This window comes from Mesonia maritima, assembly GCF_042433895.1.
Lineage (GTDB): Bacteria > Bacteroidota > Bacteroidia > Flavobacteriales > Flavobacteriaceae > Mesonia > Mesonia maritima.
The window spans coordinates 107,620-131,753 of the sequence record NZ_JBHLUA010000021.1; the positions used below are offsets into that span (position 1 = coordinate 107,620).

Annotated in this window: 24 protein-coding genes and 1 pseudogene; 7 read left to right on the forward strand and 18 right to left on the reverse strand. The window is 32.6% G+C overall.

Translation table 11 applies throughout. The features are described from left to right. Positions 1-110: 110 nt before the first annotated feature. The 4 genes from ACFFGL_RS13045 to ACFFGL_RS13060 all read right to left on the reverse strand — a co-directional run bounded on the left by ACFFGL_RS13045 (position 111) and on the right by ACFFGL_RS13060 (position 4,914). Complete coding sequence (locus ACFFGL_RS13045) at positions 111-1,493, reverse strand: T9SS type B sorting domain-containing protein (protein ID WP_309729872.1); 1,383 nt, start codon at positions 1,491-1,493, stop codon at positions 111-113. A 53-nt stretch (positions 1,494-1,546) separates the two neighbouring features. Continuing rightward, on the reverse strand, positions 1,547-2,605 hold the full coding sequence (locus tag ACFFGL_RS13050) for a hypothetical protein (protein ID WP_309729869.1): 1,059 nt from the start codon (positions 2,603-2,605) through the stop codon (positions 1,547-1,549). Positions 2,606-2,627: 22 nt separating this feature from the next. Further along, a complete protein-coding gene (locus tag ACFFGL_RS13055; RefSeq protein ID WP_309729867.1) occupies positions 2,628-3,524 on the reverse strand; it encodes a hypothetical protein in 897 nt (298 codons plus the stop codon). Between the two features lie 520 nt (positions 3,525-4,044). Beyond that, positions 4,045-4,914, reverse strand: coding sequence for an acyl-CoA dehydrogenase family protein (locus ACFFGL_RS13060; RefSeq protein WP_309729864.1), 870 nt, complete (start codon positions 4,912-4,914; stop codon positions 4,045-4,047). Between the two features lie 632 nt (positions 4,915-5,546). On the opposite strand from ACFFGL_RS13060, the gene ACFFGL_RS13065 reads away from it, so the two are divergent. Together ACFFGL_RS13065 and ACFFGL_RS13070 are read left to right on the forward strand one after the other, a co-directional pair. Next, entirely contained in the window at positions 5,547-5,729 is a 183-nt protein-coding gene (locus tag ACFFGL_RS13065; RefSeq protein ID WP_309729861.1) for a hypothetical protein, read from the forward strand. Between the two features lie 35 nt (positions 5,730-5,764). Further along, positions 5,765-6,709, forward strand: coding sequence for a S8/S53 family peptidase (locus ACFFGL_RS13070; RefSeq protein ID WP_309729860.1), 945 nt, complete (start codon positions 5,765-5,767; stop codon positions 6,707-6,709). A gap of 82 nt (positions 6,710-6,791) precedes the next feature. Here ACFFGL_RS13070 and ACFFGL_RS13075 read toward each other — a convergent pair whose 3' ends face one another. Together ACFFGL_RS13075 and ACFFGL_RS13080 are read right to left on the reverse strand one after the other, a co-directional pair. Further along, positions 6,792-7,256: an RNA methyltransferase gene (locus ACFFGL_RS13075; RefSeq protein WP_309729857.1), complete on the reverse strand. Its 465-nt coding sequence runs from the start codon at positions 7,254-7,256 to the stop codon at positions 6,792-6,794. Continuing rightward, positions 7,246-7,746, reverse strand: a complete 501-nt coding sequence (locus ACFFGL_RS13080; RefSeq protein WP_309729854.1) for a GreA/GreB family elongation factor — start codon at positions 7,744-7,746, stop codon at positions 7,246-7,248. Before ACFFGL_RS13080 ends, ACFFGL_RS13075 begins: the two co-directional genes overlap by 11 nt. A 138-nt stretch (positions 7,747-7,884) precedes the next feature. Here ACFFGL_RS13080 and ACFFGL_RS13085 point away from each other — a divergent pair, with 138 nt between their 5' ends. From ACFFGL_RS13085 to ACFFGL_RS13095, 3 genes are all read left to right on the forward strand, one after another. Next, complete coding sequence (locus ACFFGL_RS13085; protein ID WP_309729852.1) at positions 7,885-10,845, forward strand: PAS domain-containing protein; 2,961 nt, start codon at positions 7,885-7,887, stop codon at positions 10,843-10,845. Next, positions 10,842-11,222, forward strand: coding sequence for a response regulator (locus ACFFGL_RS13090; protein WP_309729850.1), 381 nt, complete (start codon positions 10,842-10,844; stop codon positions 11,220-11,222). Before ACFFGL_RS13085 ends, ACFFGL_RS13090 begins: the two co-directional genes overlap by 4 nt. 360 nt (positions 11,223-11,582) lie before the next feature. Further along, on the forward strand, positions 11,583-11,729 hold the full coding sequence (locus tag ACFFGL_RS13095) for a hypothetical protein (protein WP_309729847.1): 147 nt from the start codon (positions 11,583-11,585) through the stop codon (positions 11,727-11,729). 128 nt (positions 11,730-11,857) lie between these two features. Here the strand turns inward: ACFFGL_RS13095 and ACFFGL_RS13100 are convergent, their stop codons facing one another. From ACFFGL_RS13100 to ACFFGL_RS13115, 4 genes are all read right to left on the reverse strand, one after another. Next, a complete protein-coding gene (locus ACFFGL_RS13100; RefSeq protein WP_309729844.1) occupies positions 11,858-11,992 on the reverse strand; it encodes a hypothetical protein in 135 nt (44 codons plus the stop codon). Between the two features lie 1,422 nt (positions 11,993-13,414). Next, a complete protein-coding gene (locus tag ACFFGL_RS13105) occupies positions 13,415-14,113 on the reverse strand; it encodes a LytR/AlgR family response regulator transcription factor (protein WP_309729840.1) in 699 nt (232 codons plus the stop codon). Beyond that, entirely contained in the window at positions 14,094-14,738 is a 645-nt protein-coding gene (locus tag ACFFGL_RS13110) for a sensor histidine kinase (protein WP_309729837.1), read from the reverse strand. The genes ACFFGL_RS13105 and ACFFGL_RS13110 overlap by 20 nt, the downstream gene beginning before the upstream one ends. A gap of 29 nt (positions 14,739-14,767) precedes the next feature. Beyond that, entirely contained in the window at positions 14,768-15,145 is a 378-nt protein-coding gene (locus ACFFGL_RS13115; RefSeq protein WP_309729834.1) for a hypothetical protein, read from the reverse strand. 124 nt (positions 15,146-15,269) lie between these two features. Between ACFFGL_RS13115 and ACFFGL_RS13120 the strand changes: the two genes are divergently transcribed. After that, entirely contained in the window at positions 15,270-15,593 is a 324-nt protein-coding gene (locus ACFFGL_RS13120) for a DUF6268 family outer membrane beta-barrel protein (protein WP_309729833.1), read from the forward strand. Then, the gene (locus ACFFGL_RS13125; protein WP_309730085.1) at positions 15,551-16,162 is read left to right on the forward strand and encodes a DUF6268 family outer membrane beta-barrel protein; all 612 of its coding nucleotides are present in this window, start codon (positions 15,551-15,553) and stop codon (positions 16,160-16,162) included. Before ACFFGL_RS13120 ends, ACFFGL_RS13125 begins: the two co-directional genes overlap by 43 nt. Positions 16,163-16,976: 814 nt before the next feature. On the opposite strand, the gene ACFFGL_RS13130 is transcribed toward ACFFGL_RS13125, so the two are convergent. From ACFFGL_RS13130 to ACFFGL_RS13165, 8 genes and pseudogenes are all read right to left on the reverse strand, one after another. After that, positions 16,977-17,888 carry a helix-turn-helix domain-containing protein gene (locus ACFFGL_RS13130; protein WP_309729830.1) on the reverse strand — a complete coding sequence of 304 codons (912 nt, stop codon included), beginning with the start codon at positions 17,886-17,888 and terminating at the stop codon, positions 16,977-16,979. Position 17,889: 1 nt separating this feature from the next. After that, a pseudogene (locus ACFFGL_RS13135) lies at positions 17,890-18,858 on the reverse strand (NADP-dependent oxidoreductase). Positions 18,859-19,043: 185 nt separating this feature from the next. Continuing rightward, positions 19,044-19,958: a helix-turn-helix domain-containing protein gene (locus ACFFGL_RS13140; RefSeq protein WP_309729827.1), complete on the reverse strand. Its 915-nt coding sequence runs from the start codon at positions 19,956-19,958 to the stop codon at positions 19,044-19,046. Positions 19,959-20,201: 243 nt separating this feature from the next. Next, positions 20,202-20,648, reverse strand: coding sequence for a VOC family protein (locus ACFFGL_RS13145; RefSeq protein WP_309729824.1), 447 nt, complete (start codon positions 20,646-20,648; stop codon positions 20,202-20,204). Between the two features lie 9 nt (positions 20,649-20,657). Continuing rightward, positions 20,658-21,545, reverse strand: coding sequence for an NmrA family NAD(P)-binding protein (locus ACFFGL_RS13150; protein ID WP_309729822.1), 888 nt, complete (start codon positions 21,543-21,545; stop codon positions 20,658-20,660). 155 nt (positions 21,546-21,700) lie between these two features. After that, the gene (locus tag ACFFGL_RS13155) at positions 21,701-22,285 is read right to left on the reverse strand and encodes an SRPBCC family protein (RefSeq protein ID WP_309729819.1); all 585 of its coding nucleotides are present in this window, start codon (positions 22,283-22,285) and stop codon (positions 21,701-21,703) included. 342 nt (positions 22,286-22,627) lie between these two features. Continuing rightward, entirely contained in the window at positions 22,628-22,966 is a 339-nt protein-coding gene (locus ACFFGL_RS13160; RefSeq protein ID WP_309729817.1) for a hypothetical protein, read from the reverse strand. A 162-nt stretch (positions 22,967-23,128) separates the two neighbouring features. Further along, on the reverse strand, positions 23,129-23,872 hold the full coding sequence (locus ACFFGL_RS13165; RefSeq protein ID WP_309729814.1) for a hypothetical protein: 744 nt from the start codon (positions 23,870-23,872) through the stop codon (positions 23,129-23,131). Positions 23,873-24,134: the final 262 nt, after the last annotated feature.

Below are 24,134 nucleotides of genomic sequence, written 5' to 3' on the forward strand. Positions count from 1 at the left end.
TAAGCCCTATGAACAGTAATATAACGGTATTAAATAAGTTTACTTAATTTTTTCCTTATAATTACATTATTTTAAATTTATTCTCACAACTTATTATATATTGTAGGAAATTATCTTTTTAAGGTAAAATGCGATCTAAATTCACGGGGTTGACCGTTATTACGATCTTTATATTCAACTAAAAACCAATAATCATTCGCCGGCATTTGTTTTCCATGATAAGTTCCATCCCAACCTGCTTGACTTGGTTTTATAGATTTTAATAATTTACCATAGCGATCGAAGATATGAATTACCGCACTTCTATCTGAACGAAGACTTGTGATATTCCAAGTATCATTATATCCATCTTGATTAGGTGTAAAAAATTTAGGATAATTAATAATAGTAACCTCGATTACTAATGATTTACAACCACCTTCACTTATGATTTCTATAGGATAAGTTCCAGGCAACGCATCTATATCATTAAATATATTACTACTTTGAAACGGACCGCCATTAAAGCTGTATTGGTAGTTTCCAGAACCAAATACATCTACCTTTACGGTTTGTCTATCATCAAAATCAAGGGAGACTGAAGCTGTTGCTTTTGTTGGAATAGCTGCTTCTATCACTTCCGCATTTATTAGTTCCGAGGTACAACCCGTATCTATATTTTTAACTTGAACACTATAATTACCTGTTTTAAGAACAGATAGTTCTGGTTGATTGGTTACCGTTAAAACTTCACCTTCTTTATACCAAGTAAAACTATAATTTCCGTCATCGGTTTGAGCGAATAAAGTTGCCGGCGAGTTAACTTCACCTGTTTTTTCATCTATACATAAAGAAGCATCTTCTAAACTCACTACTGGTAAAGGATTAATGAAAATTGTTTTTTCTACGGAATATTCACAAATTCCAATATTAAAATTATAAAGTAATGTGATTTTTCCTTCTTTTTCCGCAGTAAGCAAGCCTTGATCATCGATACTAGCATTACCTCCTTGTTTAATTATTGTCCAAGTGCCGTTAAGTTGCGTATGAGAATACAACGCGGTTTCACCTTCACACAACATATCTGGACCTTGAATAGGATCAAATTGAGGTCCAACATCTAAAGAAACTTCTAAAAACCTTGGATCTCCTGTACAGCCAGTAAGCAAGTTTTTTTCAAGTACTTTAAGTGTATAAATTCCGCTTGGAGAATCTTGCCATTCAATTTCAATTTTATTTCCGCTTGAAGTTAAAACAAATATTTCTCCCGAAAACTGTGGCTCTAAAACACTCCAATTATAAATTGAATTATCTGAACCATTACCATTATTCTCATTTACATCTACACTATAAACAACAGGTTTTTTTTGCTGACAAGGATTAAGGTCTTGTCGAGGAACTTGCTGTTGTGCAAACATTCCTAATGAGAACAATATGAGCATACCGCTCAACCCACAGCTTTTTAGAGCTGAAGTTGAAAGGTTTCTTGCGATATGCTTTATTATACTGTTCACGGTCAAAAATTGAATTTTAAATTAAACTTGTTCTCTGTTTTCTTTTCTAGTTATTAATTGTAATTGATAGGTGAAGTCTGTGGCGCTGCAGGTGCTGAATTAATTGTAGCACTTACTGTATTAGACTCACATCCACTAGAAGTATCTTTTACAACTACATCATAAGTTCCTGGAGCTACATCTGTAAAGAGTGGATTTGTTTGGTAAGTATTTCCACCATCGATACTATATTCCAAACCACTACTTCCCGTTGGAGCCGTAATTTCTATACTTCCTGTGGTCTCTCCACATTCTGGTTGAAATTCAGCTACGGTTGGATCTGCAGGAGCTGCAGGTGCCGGATCTATGGTTACATTTATAACACCAGACTCACAACCATCTGCATTTTTCACAATTACATCATAATCACCTGCTGGTAAATCATTATATGTCGTAGCTGAACTGTAATTATTCCCTCCATCTATACTATATTCTAAACCACTTCCCGTTGGAGCAGTAATCTCTATAGTTCCGCCAGCATCTCCACAGTTAGGTTGAGTAACAGACACTGTAGCATCTGCTGGAGCCGCAGGTGCTGGATCAATGATTACATTAGTTGATTCTGATATACATCCTGCTGCATTTCTAGCAATAACCTGATAAGTTCCAGGCGTTAAATTATTAAAGGTAGTCGCGGTTTGATAGTTATTTCCTCCATCTATACTATATTCTAAACCACTTCCAACTGGCGAGGTTACTTCAAAACTTCCTGTTTGAGTTGTACAAGTAGGCTGAGTAATTGTTACTACTGGAGCAGTTGGTGTTTCATTTATAGTAACTGTAATTTGTACTGGATCTCCTTCACAACCACCAGCTCCCATTTCGGTAACTTGAAGTGTGTAGGTGCCAACAGGGGTATTTGCCCAGTCAATTTCTATTTCATTGGTATCATTTCCAGTAATTGTGCCTGCAAAACCACCTTCTAAAACCTCCCATTCATACGTAGAACCCGAAGTTTGTGTTACATCATATTGCTCAACATCACCTCCACAAATTTCTTGTTGTGCAAAGGCCACAGAGCAAAATAAGATCAAAATTGCTGTAATGAGCGGAGTGAATAATTTCTTTTTCATAATATTTATTTTTAGCTTTTTTTTAATTATTATATTGTATCGTTATCGGTTGAGGTTTGGGGTAAACTTTTAGAGTTATTGGACCTAATATGTAGGTACAACCTCCAGAAGTTACTTCACATATATATTTATTACCATCAAAAATTAAGGGAGTATTCTGTATAGAAAATGCTGGTGTATCAACACCCAAATAATTACCTGCATTAGTTAATGGCACATAAGCTCCATTATCAAGCACCTTCCATTGGTATGTCTCAGATTCTTGAGACATCAATAATTCAATTGAATATGCATAAAAAGTGGCGAACTTATTTTCACAAGTGACATTATCAACTGGCATGAAACTTACTTCCGGGCAAGGATTTGAAGCACTTCCGTAAAGTGTGAAATCATCTAAACTATAAGTACCATTTCCATTACCGTTTACATCAATTTCTATATTTACCGTTCCACTTAAATTATTCATAGGATTAGTAAGAGTAAACGGCCCAACAAAATCTCCTACTTGAGTTGTATTCCCGGTTCCAACTTGAAAATTATTTACTCTAACTGTCCAAGACATATTAGCCATTTCTTTTTTACCCCAGAAATTAAGACCACTAATGCTTATAGTTTGTCCAGCCGCTATAGTTAATGTAAGCGTATATTTAGAACCTCCGTTTATACTCAAACCTAAGGCGTTACCTGTATCCCCTGTTTCTTGAGAAAAATTAAAATTGTACCCGTCATTAGACCAAACAGCAGAAGTAATATTTGAATGCATTGTAGGATTTCCACTATACTGGGTTACATTTAATGGAGTTGCTTCAAAAGAATTTTTGTATATTTCTTGTTGAGCATTCAACATTAAAGTTTGAAGTAAAACGAAAAATAATATGTTATAATTTAGTTTCAAATTCAAATTATCGATTAAGTGCATTATTTGTTCGATAAAACTACAAATAAGTTACATATACTCCAAATTTTTAGATAAAATGTTAATTAAATTAACGTTACGTCAGTATTAACAAGCCTTTTGAAAGCATGATTATGTTAAAATTGAGTTGTTTTTGACTCATTTTTAATCAGTTAAACGGGTTTTTTAACCGTTAAAACGTCAAATTTACTGTTAAAGTAATCTTAAAGTTGAAAATTTAAGAAAATAAATGCTCCTTTTTCTCGTTTTAAAATGTTACCGATTTAACATTCAGAAAACGATTAATAGGATTGAAAAATCATGTGCTGATATGCAGTTAGAAGGTTTTGATATGTTTTTTGAAGAGGGTGTGTTTTTTGTAAAACACTCATTCCTAGTTTCGGAAAGATTTCGTCACAAGATTTTTTGCAGAATTTAGCAAGTTGAAGTCCATTTTCTTCAATAAGATCGGTATCAACTTCTTTAACAAGATTAAATTCTTCTACAGCTAGCGAAAGGTTTTGTTCATACTTCTCTTGTACTATTAAATTTGTTCATACTTCTCTTGTACTATTAAAAGTGTTTGCTTAAAATTCTCACACGCACCTTTTATAAATAAATACCGTTTTGATTGGTATTCTTGCCAAGTAGATTGTCTTTCTATTAATAATTCTTCAACCTGATTCCAAAAACACTTGCTAATTCCTTTTACTACGGGAACGAAACATATCATCGCGAAACCTAAAAAAGAAATTTTACTGAGCGAATAGCTGTTCTCTTGAATCACTTGCTGTAAACTAAAAAAATGATTTTCAGTAACTTCTATATTATTAGCTATAATAGTATGACTACAGGTAAACGGTAATCCAATCATATTCCAATCTCTCCAAATTTCAACTTGTTCTTTGGGAAGTATTACCGCAGTTAATTGATTATCTTTAGTAGTGGTGGCTGTAAATAAGGACGCTTGTTCTGCTCCGCTACAAAAAGACCATTTCCCATTAATTGTGTACTTTTCATCTTTTTTTATAGCTTCTCCGTCAGGTTTTCCGCTTCCGGCAACCAGCGCATTTTCAGAAGAAAAATAATGATCTGCTATTTCATGCGGAAGGAAATCAATAAAATATGCGCCACCAACGCCAATTGCTAATAACCAACCCCAATTTCCATCTAAATAAGAAGCATTTTCAATCCATTTTGAAGCAGATAAAAAATCTAACGCTAAACCATTATACTTTTCACTTACAAACATTTTAAATAATTTATGCTTGTAATGATGAGATAATGCGGTTTCTGATAATTTACCGAGTGGAAGAATATTTTCAGATTCAAAAAATAATTTAAAATCGTGATGGTTATTTTTTAACCAAGATTCATCTGATTTTTTTATTGCTGAAATCGCTTCTTCCCACATATTATTTTTGAAACGAAGATATTATACTTCTTATTTTATTAAAATGAATTCTACTAGAATTACAGAAAAAGGAAAAAATTGAACTTTTTAATTAACCATATCGTTATAAATAATTAATTTTATGTCCTTTACCTATACATTTTTGCATGAAAAATTTTCTTTTATCTATCGCATTTATTCTATTTAGCACTATTATTGGTTTAGCGCAAACTTCAGAAAGTATCTATATTGGTTTTTCTGAGGAAGTAAATTTTCAATAGAATTCTAGTTATAAAGAACAATTACTTTCAGTTAATGGAACTTTTCAAGAATTATTTCACGATTATAATTTTACAGTAGAAAACGCAATTCAGTTAGATGAAGAACAATTTCGCTATTTAAAAAGTCAAGCAGAAAAGAAAAATAAATCAACAGAAAGTGTAGCACGACTTCAACGAATTTTAAAAATCAGTTTTTCTGAAATCTCTTCAGATAAATTAAAACATCTTCAAAAATCACTTATCGAATTCCCAGAAATTCGATACGTAGAAATAAAAGAAAAAAATCTTGTTAAACCACCTGCCGATATTCCGCCAGCCACACCAAATTACGAGTCACTTCAAAATTATTTAGGACCAAATCCTGGCGTAAATATGAATTATGCCTTTAGTATGGGATTGAGCGGTAGCGGAATTAAACTGAAAGATGTAGAATATGGTATAAATATTTTTCACGAAGAGTTAAATGAAGGAAAAGTAGCAATTGCTAAAAATTTCGATGTTCATCCATCGGTTTCAGAAGATTTTCTGAAAACGGAACCGCCGCTATTGGAGTAGTTATTGCAGATAGAGGAACTTATGGAACAACTGGAATGGCTTACGGAACAGAGGAAGCAATTTTATATCCTGAATATTCCCTACAATATGGCTATAATAGAGCTGAAGCAGTAACTGCAGCAATAAATAATAGTGTTGAAGGAGTTGTAATTATGTATGAAATACAAACCGGTGGCGCAGAACCGGGAAATGAAGATTATGTTCCTGCAGAATATACAAATATAATTTGGGATCTTACAAAAGCCGCAACAGATGCGGGAATTGTTATTGTAGCTGCCGCGGGTAATGGCGCTCAAAATCTTGACAGCTCAATTTATTTAAACTATATGAACAGAGGTGACAGCGGTGCAATTATTGTTGGCGCGGGTTCTCCCGACACTTCACATTCAAAATTACAATTTAGTACGTTTGGTAGCCGCGTTGATGTTCAAGCTTGGCGTTACAACGTATATACTACGGGTTATGGAGATCAAGCAATGGTGGGAAATGATTTTAACCAAAATTATACCGCGTTTTCAGGTACAAGTTCGGCTACTCCAATTGTTACTTCTTGTGTAATTGTTTTGCAATCGTATTATCATCAATTAACAGGAAAGTACCTTAGCGGAATAGAACTTCGGAATATTTTAAAAACTACCGGGATTCCACAAGGAGATTTTTCAGGAAATATTGGTCCGTTCCCAAATATGCCCAATGCGATTTCTTATATTAATGACAACTTAGCAACAAATAATTATATTGAAGAAGCAAAACTTCTTCTTTTTCCTAATCCATTTGAAGATAAAATTACAATTCGATTACCTAAATCGATTTCAGGAGAAAAAATAATTAAATTGTATGATGTAAAAGGAAGACAAATTTTAACTTCAACTATGAATTCTTACACAAAAACAATCGCTACCGATAATTTAGCAAACGGAGTTTATTTTCTACACGTTCATACTTCAGATAAAATATTCACAAAAAAAATTGTGAAATAAGGTATTCAGCAAAAACAAAAATATTTTTTGAAGTAAATTTTTCAGCTTGAAAAACCGAAATATTTAAATTTTGAGAAAGGAATTAATAAATAACCGGACCTTTTAAATTTCTATCGTACATTACAATACTTCCGGCAACAGAAACATTTATGCTCAATGGTGTAGAGAATTTTACCAACTTATGAGATTTTTCTTTTGCTGCGGAAGACAATCCGTGATCTTCTGCGCCTAAAAGATAAACGGCGCGGCGTGGATGATCGAACTTTTCTAGCGATTCTGCTTCTTCACAAAGTTCAACCCCAATTAACATAGCGCCTTTAGGAAGATGATCATAAAAATCTTCGAACGTGTTATAATGAAAATATGGAATTGCGCCAACAGCTTTATGCGTATCTGAAGCTTGTTTTTCGTAACGATTGCCAATGGTGAAAATAAAATTTGCTCCAAAATTTTGAGCAGATCGCCATAAAACCCCTAAGTTTTCGGGCGTTTTTCCATTCTGAATTCCAATTCCGAAAAAGCCTTGTTCTAAATTATCAATCGTCATAATTTATAGAAATAATTTCGATATTTCTTTCCTCTTCACCTAATTTAAAATTTGTTTGCTCTCCTTCTTTTTTACCGGTAATCGCTTTAGCTATAGGGGCAACAAATGCAATTCTTTTCTTTTTCACATCAGCTTCATCTACCCCAACTATTTTAAATTCTTGAGATTTGCCATTTATCTTAAGTGTAACCGTTGCGCCAAACCTAACTTCATCTTTTGGTTGGTCTTTTGCATAAATAATTCTTGCTGAAGAAATTCGCTCATTTAATAAAGCTATTTTTCCATCGATTACAGCTACTGCTCTTCTTCTTTCGGTTTCATTTTCGTGGCTAACCGATTTACGTTCGGCTTCTAATTCTATTTTTTCTTCTTCTAAATCTTGATAACCTCTTTCGGTAACGTAATTGGTGACTCCGGCAGGTAATGCGGCGCGTGGTGGAATTATCGGTTTTTCTTCCTGGTCTTCTTCTTTCACAAATCCTCTACTCATATTCTATTTTTTAACTTTTCGCAATCAATTTAATTAATGTTATGACATATTTCCATAAAAACTAAATTTAGACTGTTTAATATTTGTTAAAAAAAGACAAACATTCTATATTAGCCAAACGGATATCTCCCTGTTTATATGACTTTAAATGAACTAACTTCTCTTATAGAGAATTCTTCTTCTGCAAAAGCGATTCTAACGTATTATAAAGGAAATTTTGTATATAGCTCTACAAACTTGAAGTACGACGAATTTTTTAAAGATTTTAGTACAGAAAAAAGTTTGTTTCATTTACAAGATTTTGTAGAAAATAAAACGGAGTTTAAAAAAAAGCTTGATGTTTCCTTAGAAAATATTAAGACAAAAAATGAAACGGATTCCTTTGAGTTTATTTATAAACATCATGAATTCACCTGTAAAAATTCACCGGTGTTTAATGCAAAAGGGCAGTTAGAATTTGTGGTACAAACCTTAATTTCTGCAGATAATCATGAAATGTTATCGAGGACTGTTCCTTATAAAAATTTATTAGCAAATATTCCCGGCGTTATCTACCGTTATAGCGTTACAGATAATTGGCAATTAGAGTTTTTAAGTCATAACGTTGCTTCGTTAACAGGCTATTCCCATACAGATTTTCTAAAAAATCCTAAAAAATTTCTGCGTTGCGTTCATCCGGACGATTTCTATAAATTAGCTTCTATTTCTAGGAATATTCAAACCTTGGAACACTTCCATATTCAATATCGAATTTATAAAGCTAACAGAAGTATAATTTGGGTTGAAGAGATTGGCTCTATTACAGCAAACGCTGAAGGTAAAAAAATTATTGATGGGGTTATATTTGATGTAACTGAAAAAATTCAGCATAAACTTCAACTTGAAAAATTAAACTCCCGCTATACGTTAGCCCAGCGAGCAACAAATGATGCTATCTGGGATTATGATATAGCTTCTCAAAAAATTACGTGGGGTGAAGGTTTTAATAAGCTTTTTGGCTATTTATATTCCACAAAAACTTACTCTTCAGAAAATTTAAGAGAACAAACCCATATTCACCCTGATGATGAGGAAGCAGTTTTAAACGATTTACAAAATGCACTGGCAGATAAAAAAATCTCGCAATGGGATCAAGAATACCGCTATATAAAAGCTGATGGATCAATAGCCTACGTAAAAGGAAGATGTTACATCGCCAGAGACAAAGATCTACGTGCAGTTAGAGTTGTTGGTTCTTTACAAGATATTACTTCAGAAAAAAATAGAGCCACCCAAAAAGAATTAATTCTTGAAATTAATAAAAATTTTGATGTTTCTACCGACTTAAAAACTGGTTTAGAAAAAGTTTTACATACCATTAAAAGTTTTTTCGATATAGAATACGCTGAAATTTGGCTTACTTCGATTGATAATAATCATCTAAATTTAATTACACATACACACGCTAAAAATATTAAGCTTAAAAAGACTTCCATAAAGCGCAAAGAAGGTTTATTAGGAAAGGTTTGGCAAAAAAACACAAAAGAATATTTTTCTACTACAAACTTCACAAATACGCAATTGCTTGATTTTAAAAAATTAAACGGAGTAGCAATTCCCATTAGTATTTCTAATAAAGTAATTGGCGAACTTTTACTTTTCACGAAAATTGAACAAATAAAATTAAAGCAATTCTCCCAATTACTTAAAGGAATAAATGAGGAAGTAGCTATAATAATTGAACGAAAGAAAAAGGAAGAAGAGCTTAATACTTTTTTCAATATTTCTAATGATTTACTTTGTATTGCAGGCTTAGATGGCTATTTTAAAAAGATTAATCCCGCGTTCACAAAAAATTTAGGTTATTCTGAAGAAGAAATCTTAAGTATTCCGTTTGAAGAATTAGTTCACCCTGAAGACGTAAAACTTCTTCACAATGAAATGGCGAGTTTAGCTAAAGGAATTCCTATTTTTCAAAACGAATTTCGATATATTCATAAAAATGGTAATATAATCTGGTTGTCCTGGACTGCTTCCTCAGAACCTGAAGAAGGACTTATTTATGCTATAGGTAAGAATATTACCGCTACTAAAAAAGCGGAATTTAATTTAAGAGATCTCAACAAAAAATTAAAAGAAGCACAGAACATTGCAAAACTCGGCTATTGGAAAAGACAACTTTCAAATGAAGTTTCTTTTTGGTCCGATGAAGTTTATAAGATTTATGAACAAGATCCTGACAAATTTACTCCATCTTTTGAGCACCTCATAAAAACTTTTCATCCCGAAGAACAATATTTATTAAAAGAAAAATTCTCTGAAATTCTTATTGAAAATGAATATAAGGATTTTGAGCATCGTATAATTACCCCTAAAGGGAAAACAAAATGGGTATGGCAACGTATTAAATTAGAAACCGATAAAAACGGTAATCCCACTACTCTAAGAGGGATTATTCAGGATATTACAGTTGCTAAAGAAAAAGATATTCAAATTAAATCGAGCCACGAGCGTTTTGAATTAGCAATGAAAGCCACTAACGAACTTATTTGGGATTGGGACACCGAAACGGATGTTGTTACACGAAGTAAAGGATATTCAACAATCTTCGGCTATAAAAAAACACGAACAACTTCTGTGCAAGGTTTTTGGTTTAAAAAAATCCATCATCTCGATCGCCAACGCGTAAAACATGATTTATTTGTCACCTTAGCAAATAAAAACAATAATAAATGGGAAAGTGAATACCGTTTTATTAAAGCTAATGGAGAAATTGCACACGTTCAAGATTCAGGATATATTATTAGAAATGCAAATGGCAAAGCAGTAAGAGTAGTTGGTGCCGTAAAAGATATAACAGCATCTAAACGAATGGTGAGAGAAATAACCAAGCAAAATGAAATTCTTAAAGAAATAGCGTGGATACAATCACACAAAGTCCGCGCACCATTGGCCAAGATATTAAGTTTAACAGAAATTCTTACTCATAACGATTATAAAGATAGTAATTTAACTGAAAAAGAACTTTATTCTTTTATTGCTGAATCTGCTTACGAGCTTGATCAAGTTATAAAAGAAATCGTACTTAAAACTGAAACGATACAAAAACATTCTCTATGAGTAAAAGCAAAGTCCTGATAATTGACGATGATCCGGTAGTACTCACTTTGCACAAACTACTTTTAAAAAAGCAAAATAGAATCGATGAAAAAGATATAATGTGTTTTACATCTGGAAAAGAAACCCTTCAATATTTCAATAATAAAACTGAAGAAGATACATTCTATTTGCTGTTGTTAGACATAAATATGCCGTTTTTCGACGGGTGGAATCTTATAGAAATGTTAAAATACGACAATTTAAAGATAATTATTGTAACTTCGTCGATAGAACAAAAAGATAAGCTAAAGGCTTATTCCTATAAAAGAGTGATTGACTTTTATAGCAAGCCTCTAACTCATGGTTGTTGTAAAGTTATACTAGACCATATAGCGTAGCGCAATCATATTACTTTTTTCATGCAAATAAACCCAAGCTTGACCCGCTTGGGTTTTCTATTTTTGGTTAATGCATAAATGCTTTTAATATATCTCGTTTAAAATTTCCAATTCTCTTTTTTGGTTATATAACCTCTAAATTTAACTTTAACAGAATACAATTAAAATTTATCTAAAAAAGAATCTTTAAAAAGCAAATCAGCTCGATAAAAAGTATAATTTTTAAGATTTAATTAAAAATATTAATTAAACTAAGATTGTAAATTTACAATGCTATAAATAGTTTCCCCTAAGCTAATTTAATACACAATTTTAACTTTGCTTTTACTTGAAAGTAAGGCTAGGAAATTATTATTTGCAATGAAAAAAGGAAGAAAAATAACACAGCTTGAAACAGATCAGTTCTATAATTTAGGAAAAAAACACGGATTAGGAGAAGGAATTATTATTGGTGTTTCGGTATTAAGTATATTTTTATTTTTAACCTATATTCTTTTACCTTTTTAAACTTAAAATTGTAGAAATTTAACGTTGTGATTTTTCATGAAATTTCTATTTAATTTCAATTTCAAGTTACCTGCCTTCTTCTTCTTCAGCTTTACAATCCATCATCATTCCTATTGAACTTCATATAGCTAAACACTAAAACCTATTCCTGAAAACGACATATTATTAAGACTTCCTGCTACTACAACTCCCAACGGTAATCCAATAGCGATAATAAAAGTTAGCCAACATTTTCGGTAAAAATTTTGAGAAATTAAAGCCATTTGTTTTTCGATTCGTTTTATAACTCTTGTCTGTCAATTTCTTTTTTAAAAAGCGCTTCTGAATAATTACCTTATTTAACTCTTCTATATATCATTAATAAAATAATAATTTCATCACATAACCCGTTTACGAAGAATCCCTAGCAACTTTTCAAATTGCAGTCGAGTACTGCTGAGCCTAGAATCAAAGTTGGCTTTTATTTACTGAATAAGTTTTTTTCCCGAGAACTTAGGTATATAAATTCTAATCTGGGTAAATAGATTCATTCCAAGGTTAGAAAAAGATAGAATTCGTAGAACATTAAAACCTACTATCTAATGAAGTTATAATATATAGTTTTTGTAGAAAATATTAAAAACTTTAAAAATAGAAGTGAAATCCAACTCATCTGATCAAATCAAGCAAAAGAGAAAATTCGTTTATTTTATTAATTATTTTAATAAAATACAGCCTTAAATTTTAAGATATTAATCAATTTCATAATTAAAAAATACAAAATATGTTTATTGATTGTCAGACGTATGAATAAAAATTTTAATATTCATTTACAGGAAGACTATGTATTGCTTAGTTAGAATTAAACTTTTCAGGAAGTACTTTTACTACTTTTAAGTCAAATATTTCAACCAAATTAATTGAAGAATTATTTTCTAAATAAATAAACTGATTTGAAGGGTTAGGATATAAAGAACAAGAAACTGCGTTATTCTCTTTTAAAGAAAGTGGTTGGGTAACAAATATAAATGATCCTACCATATCGCTAAACGAACTCACATTGCTATCACAACTTATATATACAAAGAAGTCAATTCTGTTGCAGTATTTAGTCCGTTAATTTTTATCGAAGTATCCGCTGAAGTTTGTCATTGTTGTATTTCATGATTTAAATGATTTGGATCTCTCCGAACCGGAAAAGAATATTATCCAAATAGGTGCAAAGAGTAGTCATTGCACAAAGGGACAAATTTTATGACATGAATTGAAACACCTCGAATAGTAGCAAGATCGATATTTCTTATATTTTATAGCTCTTATACAAATTAGCAAAAAAAGTTTAATCTTCTGGGATTTCAAGAAAAAAGAACCATCAGAAAAAGCTCTTCATTTCATTCAGTTTAAGTGACCGTGTACCCAAAGTTTTTTGTAGGTATTAAAAAGCCGCACTCAACCTGAATTTGAATTTATTAATATTGATAAACTCTTGTGCTCCTCTTTTATCTTCTACATCATACTTATGTGACGCTTACTATTATTGTAGCTAGTTTTTATCTTTTAAATCATCACAGAAATTTCCTTTATGCTTTCCTTTTGGAAATTTCTCCTTATTAAATTCATTCGATTTTCCTTTTTGGAATAGTTGAGCTTCTCCTGTCATTTCCTTTTACCAAATGGTATAGAAACCTTATAAAATACACTCTATCCTAATTTTCAAAGTAATTTTTAATATAACTGAGTACATAATTTTTTCTGCTTCTGGCAATGGGAAGCTCTATGTTCTCTATAACCATCGTGGAATCCTGAATGCGTTTGAAATATTTTAAATTCACGATATAAGACTTATGGATTTGTAAAAAATCACCTGATGGAAGTTCTTCTAATATATTTTTCAAGGTTTGATGAATTACCATCTTATCTTCATTCTCTCGGTAAATTTCAATATAATTCTGCAAAGCACTTATATAAAGAATTTGATGAGGATATATTTTGTAAAAAAACCCGTTTTCTTTAAAAAGCAGTGGGGATAACGAGTTTTCCTTTTTATGCATTAACTCATATAATCTTTTTGCTTTATAAACCGCTACTTTAAAATCTTCAAAGAAAATTGGTTTTAAAAGATACTCTATAGCATTGACTTTATAGCCTTTAAGGGCAAATTCAGGATGGGCGGTGGTAAAAATTATCATAGTTCCTAAATCTTTTAGGGTTTCTGCAAATTCCAAACCGTTCAAAAAAGGCATCTGTATATCCAAGAATATAAGATCTACGGCGTCTTTTTTTAATTTATGAAGAGCATGAGGATTGCCATAATTATCTATAGGCTCCAAAAAGTCAAATTCCCTTATAAATTCATTTAAACCTTCACGGGCAATCCGTTCGTCATCAACTACGATACATTTCATTATTTTTTGATAAATTTATTTTCAGCTCCACTTTATAAATTCCATTTTCAGTTTCTTGGTGTAGCTCATAATTATCGGGATACGACAATTCTAATCTTTTTTTGGCTTGTTCCAGCCCCACTCCTGGCCTTTTTTCTTCGGAAGAAAATTCAGCAAAGGTGTTTTCTATGTCCAAGTTTAATACTGAATCATTTTTTACGAATATTTTGAGATGGATAAAATTTCCGTTTGTATTGGGTGCCACGTGTTTAAAGGCATTTTCTATAAAAGTGGACAGTAAAAACGGAATAATTAGAAGCTGATTTTTAGGGATATCGTTAAGGCTAAAGTGAATACCCAATTCTTCATTTGATTTATCTTTTTCTATTTGAAAATAATACTTTAAGAAAGTTATTTCATCTTCCAGTTGTATAAACCTATTCTGGGATTCATAAATATAATATTTCAATATCTTGCTGTACCGCGATAAGAGTTCTAAAGCTTCGTCCTTATCTTTTCTAATAAGGAATTGTAGGTTGTTCAAAATATTAAAGGTGAAATGTGGACTAAGCTGAGTGCGCAAATGTTCTATTTCAATTTTCAATACGTTTTTTTCTAATTCCTGATGCTTTTTTTCATAAGCCAAATTTCTTTTTAAAGTTTCTATGGCATAACTCATTCCTGAAATAAAAAAATTAGCAAAAACAGGCCAAAAAACATCGAAGTAAGCAAATCGTTAATTTCAACAAGGTATTCTTGCTCTAAAAATTTCGTAAATATAAAATAACCATATCCCGTTAATAATGAAGAGCTAAACAGTGCTAAGAGCAAGTTATAAGCTATCAGCTTGGCATTAACTTGGTAAAATTGGTATTTCTCAATCAATATTCGCCTAACAATAGTTTCGTGCATTATCAATACTGCCATTACCCCAAAAGTATATAACAGAGCCCCAGAAAATTGAAGTTCTTTATTGGTAGCCAGTTGTAAAAGGATTATCAATAAAATAAAAACCCAAAAAAAATAGCGTATGTTTTTTATAGAAAATTTCATTTTTTCAAATGTAGGCTTTTATAAAATTGACTTTTTACAGTTCATCAAAAAATAAAGACTGATTGTCAAATGTAAAACGTGGAAATTTTACTAAACTATAGTTTTGTTTCAAATAATATACACAATGAAGCAGCTATTTTTTAGTATCATATTGGTTTTAATAGGCAATTCGGTAAACGCTCAAATTTCCCTGAAAACAGAGTATTTAGGAACCTCAAAGTATCACCCCGAAGATGTTGAAAAATCATCGGGTAAAGAAGGTTCTGCGTTCGTATATCAGGCAAATTTAAAACTGCCACTAAGTATTAGTAAAGACAGTCTTCCAAAAATTTGGGGTGTAGATATTTCAGGAGCTCTGGTTGATTTGGACAATACTAACTTAAACCAGAATGAGGTTTTTCTCATATTACCAACCTTCAGGTTTCGTTATTTCACCTTCGCCCCTTAAAGAATGATTGGGCTTTAATCGCCTTCGTAGGGGCTGGTGTTTATACTGCGGAAGAATCTTTAAATGATATTAAAAGCAACCAAATCTTGGGAAATGCAGGAGTAATTTTCATTAAAAAATTTAATCAGAATCTTGAATTAGGGGGTGGTGCAGTCCTAAATAATGCCTTTGGCTACCCGATGCTTTTCCCGGCTTTTTATTTCAATTATAGTTATGAGGGGCGTTATAAGATTAAGGCTTCGGTGATGAATGGACTCGAATTATTGGCAGGTTATACGTTCAGTGAAAATTTCTCCTTATATTTTAATATTGAAATGAATGCGCAACTGGCCTTATTGGAAAAAGAAGAAAAAGAGGTGATGTTTAACCATCAATATATCATCGTAGGCCTAAAACCAGAATTTAAAATCACCAAACATATAAGCACATCTTTTACGGCGGGGATAAATGCTTCCCGATTTGCCTACTTTACCGACCGAAATCTAAAAGCTATTTTTGAAGATTCTGAAAATGATGCCCATTTCGGAATATCCCCCTATGCTGGAGTGGAACTGAAAGTAAAATTATAGCTCTATAAGGACCAAAGAAAAGGATTAGAAAATAAGCTTAGCCAAAATTTCTATAAAGATATGCGGTTGTGATCTTCTCCTGATTTACGAACTTATTTAAAGCAGAAAACCTTTGAGGCTACTCAGCTAACCTTATCATAAGGATGCGGATAATGCATTGGATAGCGTAATGGAATTTTAAAATTGACTGAATTAAAGTCTATTATTTAATTTAGAATTTAAGATTAAGCTTAATTTGATAGGTGAATATTATTATTTTGAGAGAGCCTCTTGAAGTAGGATTTAAAGCGGGCTGAATTTTAAAGGGGTAGTTTACTTGTGCAGAGTCAATTTTAGGAATAAACTAGTAGGTTTATAGGATAAGGAACAATTCAGCAGAATGTAGCCCAATGGGAAAAACTATTGAAAGTTCAAGATATTCCAAGAAATGAACTAATGAAAAATGCGTTTAAGCATTAAAATAGTTATTGCTAAAAAATAATATCAATTGAAATAAAGATAAATTTCAAATCGAAAATACTACGATTTTGTACTATCTGTACTATATGAGATAAAAAAATTAGAGGATTTAGAACTTCAGCTTAAACGAATGAAAGAATCTAAAAAAGACCTGTTCTTTGGGCAGGGGATAAATTTCCTCAGAAATATAAAAATAAATGAACCGTTATTTAACCGTAAGGGTTTGGTACGGTCTATTTGGTAAAAATAGCTTTTACTAATGCTAAAAGTAGATTGCCATACTAGGAGGATTAGGCGTAATAATTAAACTAAAAAGCTTGGTTTTTAACTCCGATCTTTGTTGGCGGCAGTGTTTCTAATTGAATGAATTTCTGAAATCCAAAGGTGAAATGTCTGTTTTCTTCTTAAAAAATTTACTGAAGGATTGTGAATGTTCAAAGCCTAATTCATAGGCGATTTCGCTTACCGTTAACTCTGTGCTTGATAATCGTTCTTTGGCTTTTTCGATCAATTTGTTATGGATGTGCTGTTGCGTGCTTTGTCCGGTAAGGGTTTTAAGTAAACGGCTTAGATAACTTACAGATAGATTCAATTCCTCAGAAACATATTGAACTGTTGGCAAACCTTTTTGAGTTACCGTATCATTCTTGAAGTAATCCAGCAGTAATTTTTCAAACTTGTCAAGAACCTGATGATTGACTTTTCTGTGGGTTAGGAATTGACGATGATAAAAACGGTCGGCATAATTCAAAAGCGTTTCCAAATGCGCTATGATAATGTCCTGACTAAAATTATCTATGTTTGAATGATACTCTTGCTGAATGTTTTCCATAATTCCGACAATCGTTTTTTCCTCTTTCTCTGAAAGTCTTAATGCTTCATTTGCCGAATACTCAAAATACTCGTATTGCTTTATTTTATTGGCCAGGGCAGTATTCCAAAGAAAATCGGGGTGAACTAGCAACACCCACCCCGATTGTTTTAATGCTGATTTTTTCTCTTTAGAAATACTAAAAATCTGATTGGGCGACATAAATGACATCATACCTTCATCATAATAATATTGGCCTTGCCCGTAGGTAACTTTGCTTTGACTAAAAACTCTTTTAAGAGCTATTACATAAAAATCTAAGGCCAAATTCATCGGTTCATCAGCGTGCCAATGTTGGACATTCTCAATATCAATAACACTAATTAAATGATGTTCAGGTTTAGGTAAACCCCTATATTGATGAAATTCGGTTATGGTTTTAATGTGTCTTGTCATTTCAATTTTCTTTTCTCACTTCTAATATGATTTTTCCAAGTACTTTTCCTGTTTCAGTTTCCTTATGGGCATCAGCAACTTGTTCCAAAGAATGCACGTTGCCAAGAGTCACTTTTAATTTGCCTTCGTTGCTCCACTACGCAAATTGATTGAGCCAGGTCAAGTGATTTGTTTGTGCAGCAAGAAATTCTCCTTTGACATTCTTTTTCTCCATTGCTTTTTTAACGGCATCGTCAAAAGGGAAGTCCACATTAGCACTTATAAAAATTCCGCCTTTTTTTAATACAGCTATACTCTTTAAGCGCTCCTTGTTATCCCGCACTGATGAAGCTTCCAAAACAACATCAATATCTTGCAATAACTCTTCAAAGGACTGTGTCTTATAGTCAATTACTTCATCGGCACCAAGTTGTTTTACAAACTCTAGTTTATCCGTAGAAGCACTACCAATTACATAAGCACCCTTTACCTTGGCAAATTGTACTGCAAAATTTCCTACACTGCCTGATGCCCCCTGAATAAAAATTCGTTGCCCTGCTTCCAGTTTTCCAAGGTCAAAAATTGAATTAGCTGCTACAAGCCCCGTTAATGGAATGGCGGCTGCCTTATTGAAAGAAAGGTTTTTGGGTTTCAACGCAAATTGGCTTGCCTTGGCTGCCATATATTCTGCATAGCTACCGTTACCTGGAAAATTAGGAACGCCATATACTTCATCGCCTTTTTTAAAGTTTGTAACGTTGCTCCCGATTTCTTCTACTATGCCTGATGCATCCCATCCTAAAATTAAGGGCCACTTTAAATAAGGTCTCAATATATCGTTGCCTCCTTCGCGAACTGCCCTGTCCACAGGGTTTACACCGCTTGCATAAACCTTTATTAAAATTTCATCTGCTGCTGGAACGGGACGTTCTACGTCTTCAATTTTCATTACGCCCGTTCCGCCAAATTCGTTGATTATTACTGCTTTCATTTTTATGTATTTTGTTGGTACAAAGTTCAGCAGAAGAAAGAAATCCGATGTAGCCAATATTGACTTTGTTGTAGGCGAAAATGAAGTGCCTTTGTAAACATTCAACCTGGTTTAGGAGGAGGTGGGGCGGACTTGTGCAATAAGGTTATTTTGTTTGAAAAGTAGCGGGTTTTAAATGCTAACTTTCAGTTAAACGATTTTCTAAACTCTAAAGGAGAAAGGTGGGTCTTCGCCTTGAAAAGTTTACTGAATGATTGTGAATGTTCAAAGCCTAATTGATAAGAAATTTCGCTGATGGATTGATTGGAAATTGATAACTTTTGTTTGGCTTCACTAATTAATTTGTCGTGAATGTGTTGTTGTGTACTTTGGCCTGTTAATGATTTCAATAAGTTACTTAAATAGTTTGGCGAGATATTCAGTGCGTCTGAAATATACTGAACTGTAGGCAAACCTTTAGTGATTAAATCGTCACTCTTAAAATAGTTATTCAGCGTATGTTCCAAAGTATCTAAAATCTTATGGTTGGGAATCTTACGGGTAATGAACTGCCGTTGGTAAAACCTTTCCGAATAATTTAATAGGGTTTCAATTTGAGAAACAATGATGCTTTGACTGAATTTGTCTATATTGTTATGGTATTCTTGCTGAATGTTTTCAATAATGCCATTCATCACCCTTTCCTCTTTATCTGATAGAAACAGGGCTTCATTGACGGCATAATGGAAAAAATCATACTGCTTGATCGTTTTTGATAACCCCGTGTTCCAAAAAAAATCGGGATGAATCAGTAATAACCATCCTTGCAGTCTTTTCAGTTCGTCTTCGGAATGTTCTATTTTAAAAACCTGATTGGGCGCGATAAAATACATTAAGCCTTCATCAAAATCATATTCACTTTGACCATAACTGAACTTGCCATTAAAATTCCGCTTTAAAGAAATGGAATAATAGTCCATTACCATATTGATGGGCTCGCTATGGTGCTGAATATCCTGAACGTTAATTATACTAATTAACGGATGTTCGGGTGGTGGCAAATTTCTGGCCCGGTGAAATTCGCTGATGGTCTTGAAATGACTTAATTTTTGCTTTTCCATTAGTTTATTACGAATTTATTTAACCAGCCAATGACGGAACTTATGCTGCAATATACTTAATAATAGTACCATTAATGGCACCAAAATAAGGGTTGATATAAGCGTCCTTACCAACTGATGTAAACCTGAAAGATAAGGAATTACTAAAAAGGAAATTATATTTAATAAAGGATAAATACATAGCCAACTCAGCACCATCATTTTCCACTTTTTAGGCGTCTTTTCTTGCATCTTTTTTTGGTTTTAGGATTTCAGTTCTTCAGAAAATTCAATTTTATTTCCAAAAGGATCATTAATGAAAGCTACCCGTTTTCCAATGATAGGAACTTCAAAGCTTCTGACAATTTCAATATCCCGACTTTTTAAGGCAGCCATCGTTTTGTCTAAATTGGTCACGTTAAAACAGATATGATCGTAACCCACTTTTACTTCTGAAGATGGTTCCTCATTCTCCTTAACTCCCAATATTTCGAGGATAAAATAGTTATCACCCGGCGGCGCAATAAGGGCTAGTTTCATCTCTCCGGCATTAAATTCTTTAATCAACCTAAAGTCAAGCTTTTTGAGATACCAGGCGATAAGTTCTTTATAGTTTGTTGTGCGTATAGCGATATGCCATCCTTTCATATCATTAAATACGCTGTTTTCATTTTTTTCGGGATAGGCAAGTGTTGCAATTGAATTTTCCATAATTATATGTTATTGTTGATGATAAGCTTTAGCGAACTCCGCTGCGTAGTCTTCTAATTTTATATTCCCGAATTCGGGTTTGTTTTTTTCATACTCTTCGCCCATTTTTCCTGAACTTATAGAAGCATTGATGGCTACTAAATCCTGAGCGAATTTTTCAGGAAGTCCCCTTTCAATCAAGCTTTTTTTAACTTCAGCATCTGAAAAAGGGATCCACTCAAGATTTGGCTTGTCAATCGCTTTTCCTAAAATATGTGCGGTTTCTGTTGCGGTTTTTTCATCGCTGGCGACATACCTGATCTTTATAATTTCATCGGGTTTTACTAGTATTTCTTCGCTAACCGCTTGTGCTATATCTTTTGGATGCACCCAGGCTACTTTATCTTCACTTTTAAAATTGGAACCAATAATTCCTGCATTTTTGATCATTTCAATATAATTGAGCAAATTATAATAAAAAGATACGGGACGGATATAGGTTTTATGTACCGCTTCTAACTGGTTTAAAATGAGTTCAGCGTGGTGGGATCCAAGAATGGTTCCCGTTCCTTTGTCGAGATGGGCACCCCAACTACTTAAAAAAACAATTTGTTCAACACCGGAAGTTTGAATCGCCTTTCTATAGTTTTCTGCTATTCTCTTGTAGTATTCCAAACTATTGAACTCCTTGAAATTTGGCGGAATCATTAAGTACACAGCATCTGCACCATTAAAGGTTGCACTTAAAAATGCAACATCGTCAAGACTCCCAATGGCTGCGGTAGCGCCTATTTCTTCAATAGCTTCAATTCTTTCTGGATTGCTACTTATTACAACAACCTGATGGGAATTTGCTGTCAGAATTTTTGTAAGCGGTTTGCTTATATGCCCTAAAGAGCCGGTTACTATAATTTTCATTTTTTCGTTTTGAAATTATAGGACCAAATTTACGCTTGGAAGAAGAGAATGGGGTCGCCAAATCTATGTTTGATGTAGCCATTTCTATTTTTTAGGCTGTTGGTATTGTCAACATTACTGCCAACGTTTTGAATAAACGTTCGTTTTAATGCCGTTTATTTTTTGTTGTAGCTAGTTTTATTTTCTACTTCTTTCTTTAACTCTTGATTAAATGTTGGAAAAAATTTGACTGTTTGATTTGCGACTTCCTTGGCACTAATTTCATCTCCTTCTCCTTTAAAGTCATACATCTGAACAAATAGCGTCTGATTATCTGAAATTCTTTCAACCTTGAATCTATGGTTATCAGTCAATCCCCCAAAAGTTCCTTCCATAGGATCAGACCAACCAAATTCTATATTTTCTATATAAATAAAATTGTGATTCGTCTCATAAATGTTTCCATTTACAGAATAGGAGACAACAACCTTTCCATTATTAAATCTTTCTCCTTCAATATTTTTTAAGGTGCTGCTCCAATTAGAGATATTATCCCAATCAGTCAGAGTATTCCATAATTCTTCTAATGGAGCATTAATAAGAATTGATGTATACGTTTGCCAATGGTTTTTTTTAAGTTCAACAACTTTTTGCTTCTCCAGCTTATTCAAATCAGTTTCCTTTTTGGGTTTGCTAATGCAAGATGGTAATAAATATATCAATATTGCCAAAACTCCATATTTTGATATTCTAAAGCTCATTTTTCTTCAATTAGCTACCACGGTCTTTTGTATGATTAGTGGCGTGTTTAAGCACATAATTTAGCAAATAATAAACGAAGAAAATCCGCAAGGATTTTCGTAAGTAAGCCTTTACTAGCAATGGATTATATAAGGTGTTGGCAATAGTATTTTTTTATTTTTTGGAATCGATATATGTAATTGAAATAATAATGCGATAATTCCATTCGTATAAGAATCCTCATTTAAAAACTCTTTGAATTTTTTATTTGATTTCCAAATTCTTGAAATTAACCAACGTATTCCAGCTCCAGGATATCTAAATATCAAAATTATAATAGTCTCAAAAATAATATCCATATTTCAGTTTAAGCTTGGTAATTCTTCAACCTCAGAATTTCCGTCTAATGAGTAAAATTCTAATTCGGTCGGCATTTGGTCAGTTCCAAATACAGATATTCCAATGAGTTCATCATTTTTACCTTTCCCAATGGAATCAATTATTAAATTCCCTTTTTGAATTTCTGAATTAAATTTTTTTCCAAAAATTATACCGGGACATTTTCCGCAACCACATCTCGCAATAATTTTAAGGTTTCCAATTAAATTAGTCCATTCAGGTTTTTCTTTATCAAATAGATAAATTAAAAAATCAATTTCGGATTTTGTCAATTCTCTTTTATCAGGAATGCTATATTTCATTAATCAGAATAGTCTTTTCAAAGTTTAGTCTGTATTATTGCAACGGCTCGAATATGCGTAGTGCGGGAACTCAAGGCACTTCACTATCAAACCGCTACTTTGTTTATTTAATGCTCTAATGTTCAAATTTAATAAATCGCCCCGCATTACGTATATTTATTGTTAGGCACTGGCATTCTTCATTCTATCAGTCCAGTTATTATCCATTTTTTCTAATCTTTTTTTCTTTAAATTCTCTTTCAATATCCAGACAATATCCTTGTCAGATGTATTTAGTAATTTTTCAAAAATCGCTTTACCTTTTTCAGGATTATTGACTATCGCAACACTTAATCCGTATCCTAATCCTTTTTTTAGTACTCGAAATGATTCGCCCTTTCTGTCAGAAATATTATTAATAGATTCAATTATTTCAGCTAAGATTTCAAGTACAATTTCTGAATTATTCTTTTCTATTAGTAATTTAGGTTCACAAAGTCCAGCTACTACAGCACGTTTTTCATAATTATTCCCAGTTACCCAATCCTGAATTCCATGTATCAACTTTTCAAAGTCATTTTCTCCAATTATTTGCAATCCAAAAGCAACTCCTTCTCGAACTCTCCACCTGTTATCACTCGCATATTCTTTGAGTAAGCTGAAATATTCTTGTTTTCCAGTTGTTACTAATTTTCCTAATCCAGTCACGCCACACATCGCAACAAACTCTCCTTGTGTATTAGTCGGAGCTATTATATCATGGTATTTTAAACAAGATTTGAAAAACTCTTCGTCACCCAAATCAACCGCAATCATTAATAATTCAAGATTTGCTCTTTTTCCAGGAAGTCCAGAATTCTCCTTTAAATAATCAATCCAATTATCTGTCTTTGTTAAATTGTCAATATGTTGGTTTTTCTTTTTCATTTTTGATCGTGCCTAACCTGTTTGCATATCTTAAGTTTGATTTTCATTAAATTTAGATTGTAAATCAGAAAGAACAAAGAGAGGATTAAGGTTATGATATACGTTTAAGCGTTAGACTTCGACAACATTGATAATCCCCTCTCTTTAACTACTTAAACCACGTTCAGTTCTGTGAGGTCAGACCTCGTTTTCAAGTTGTTGTGATCAAGGTAGTATGTTCTTTCATAAAATCAGTTCTTATGGATAAATATAAAGAAACTTT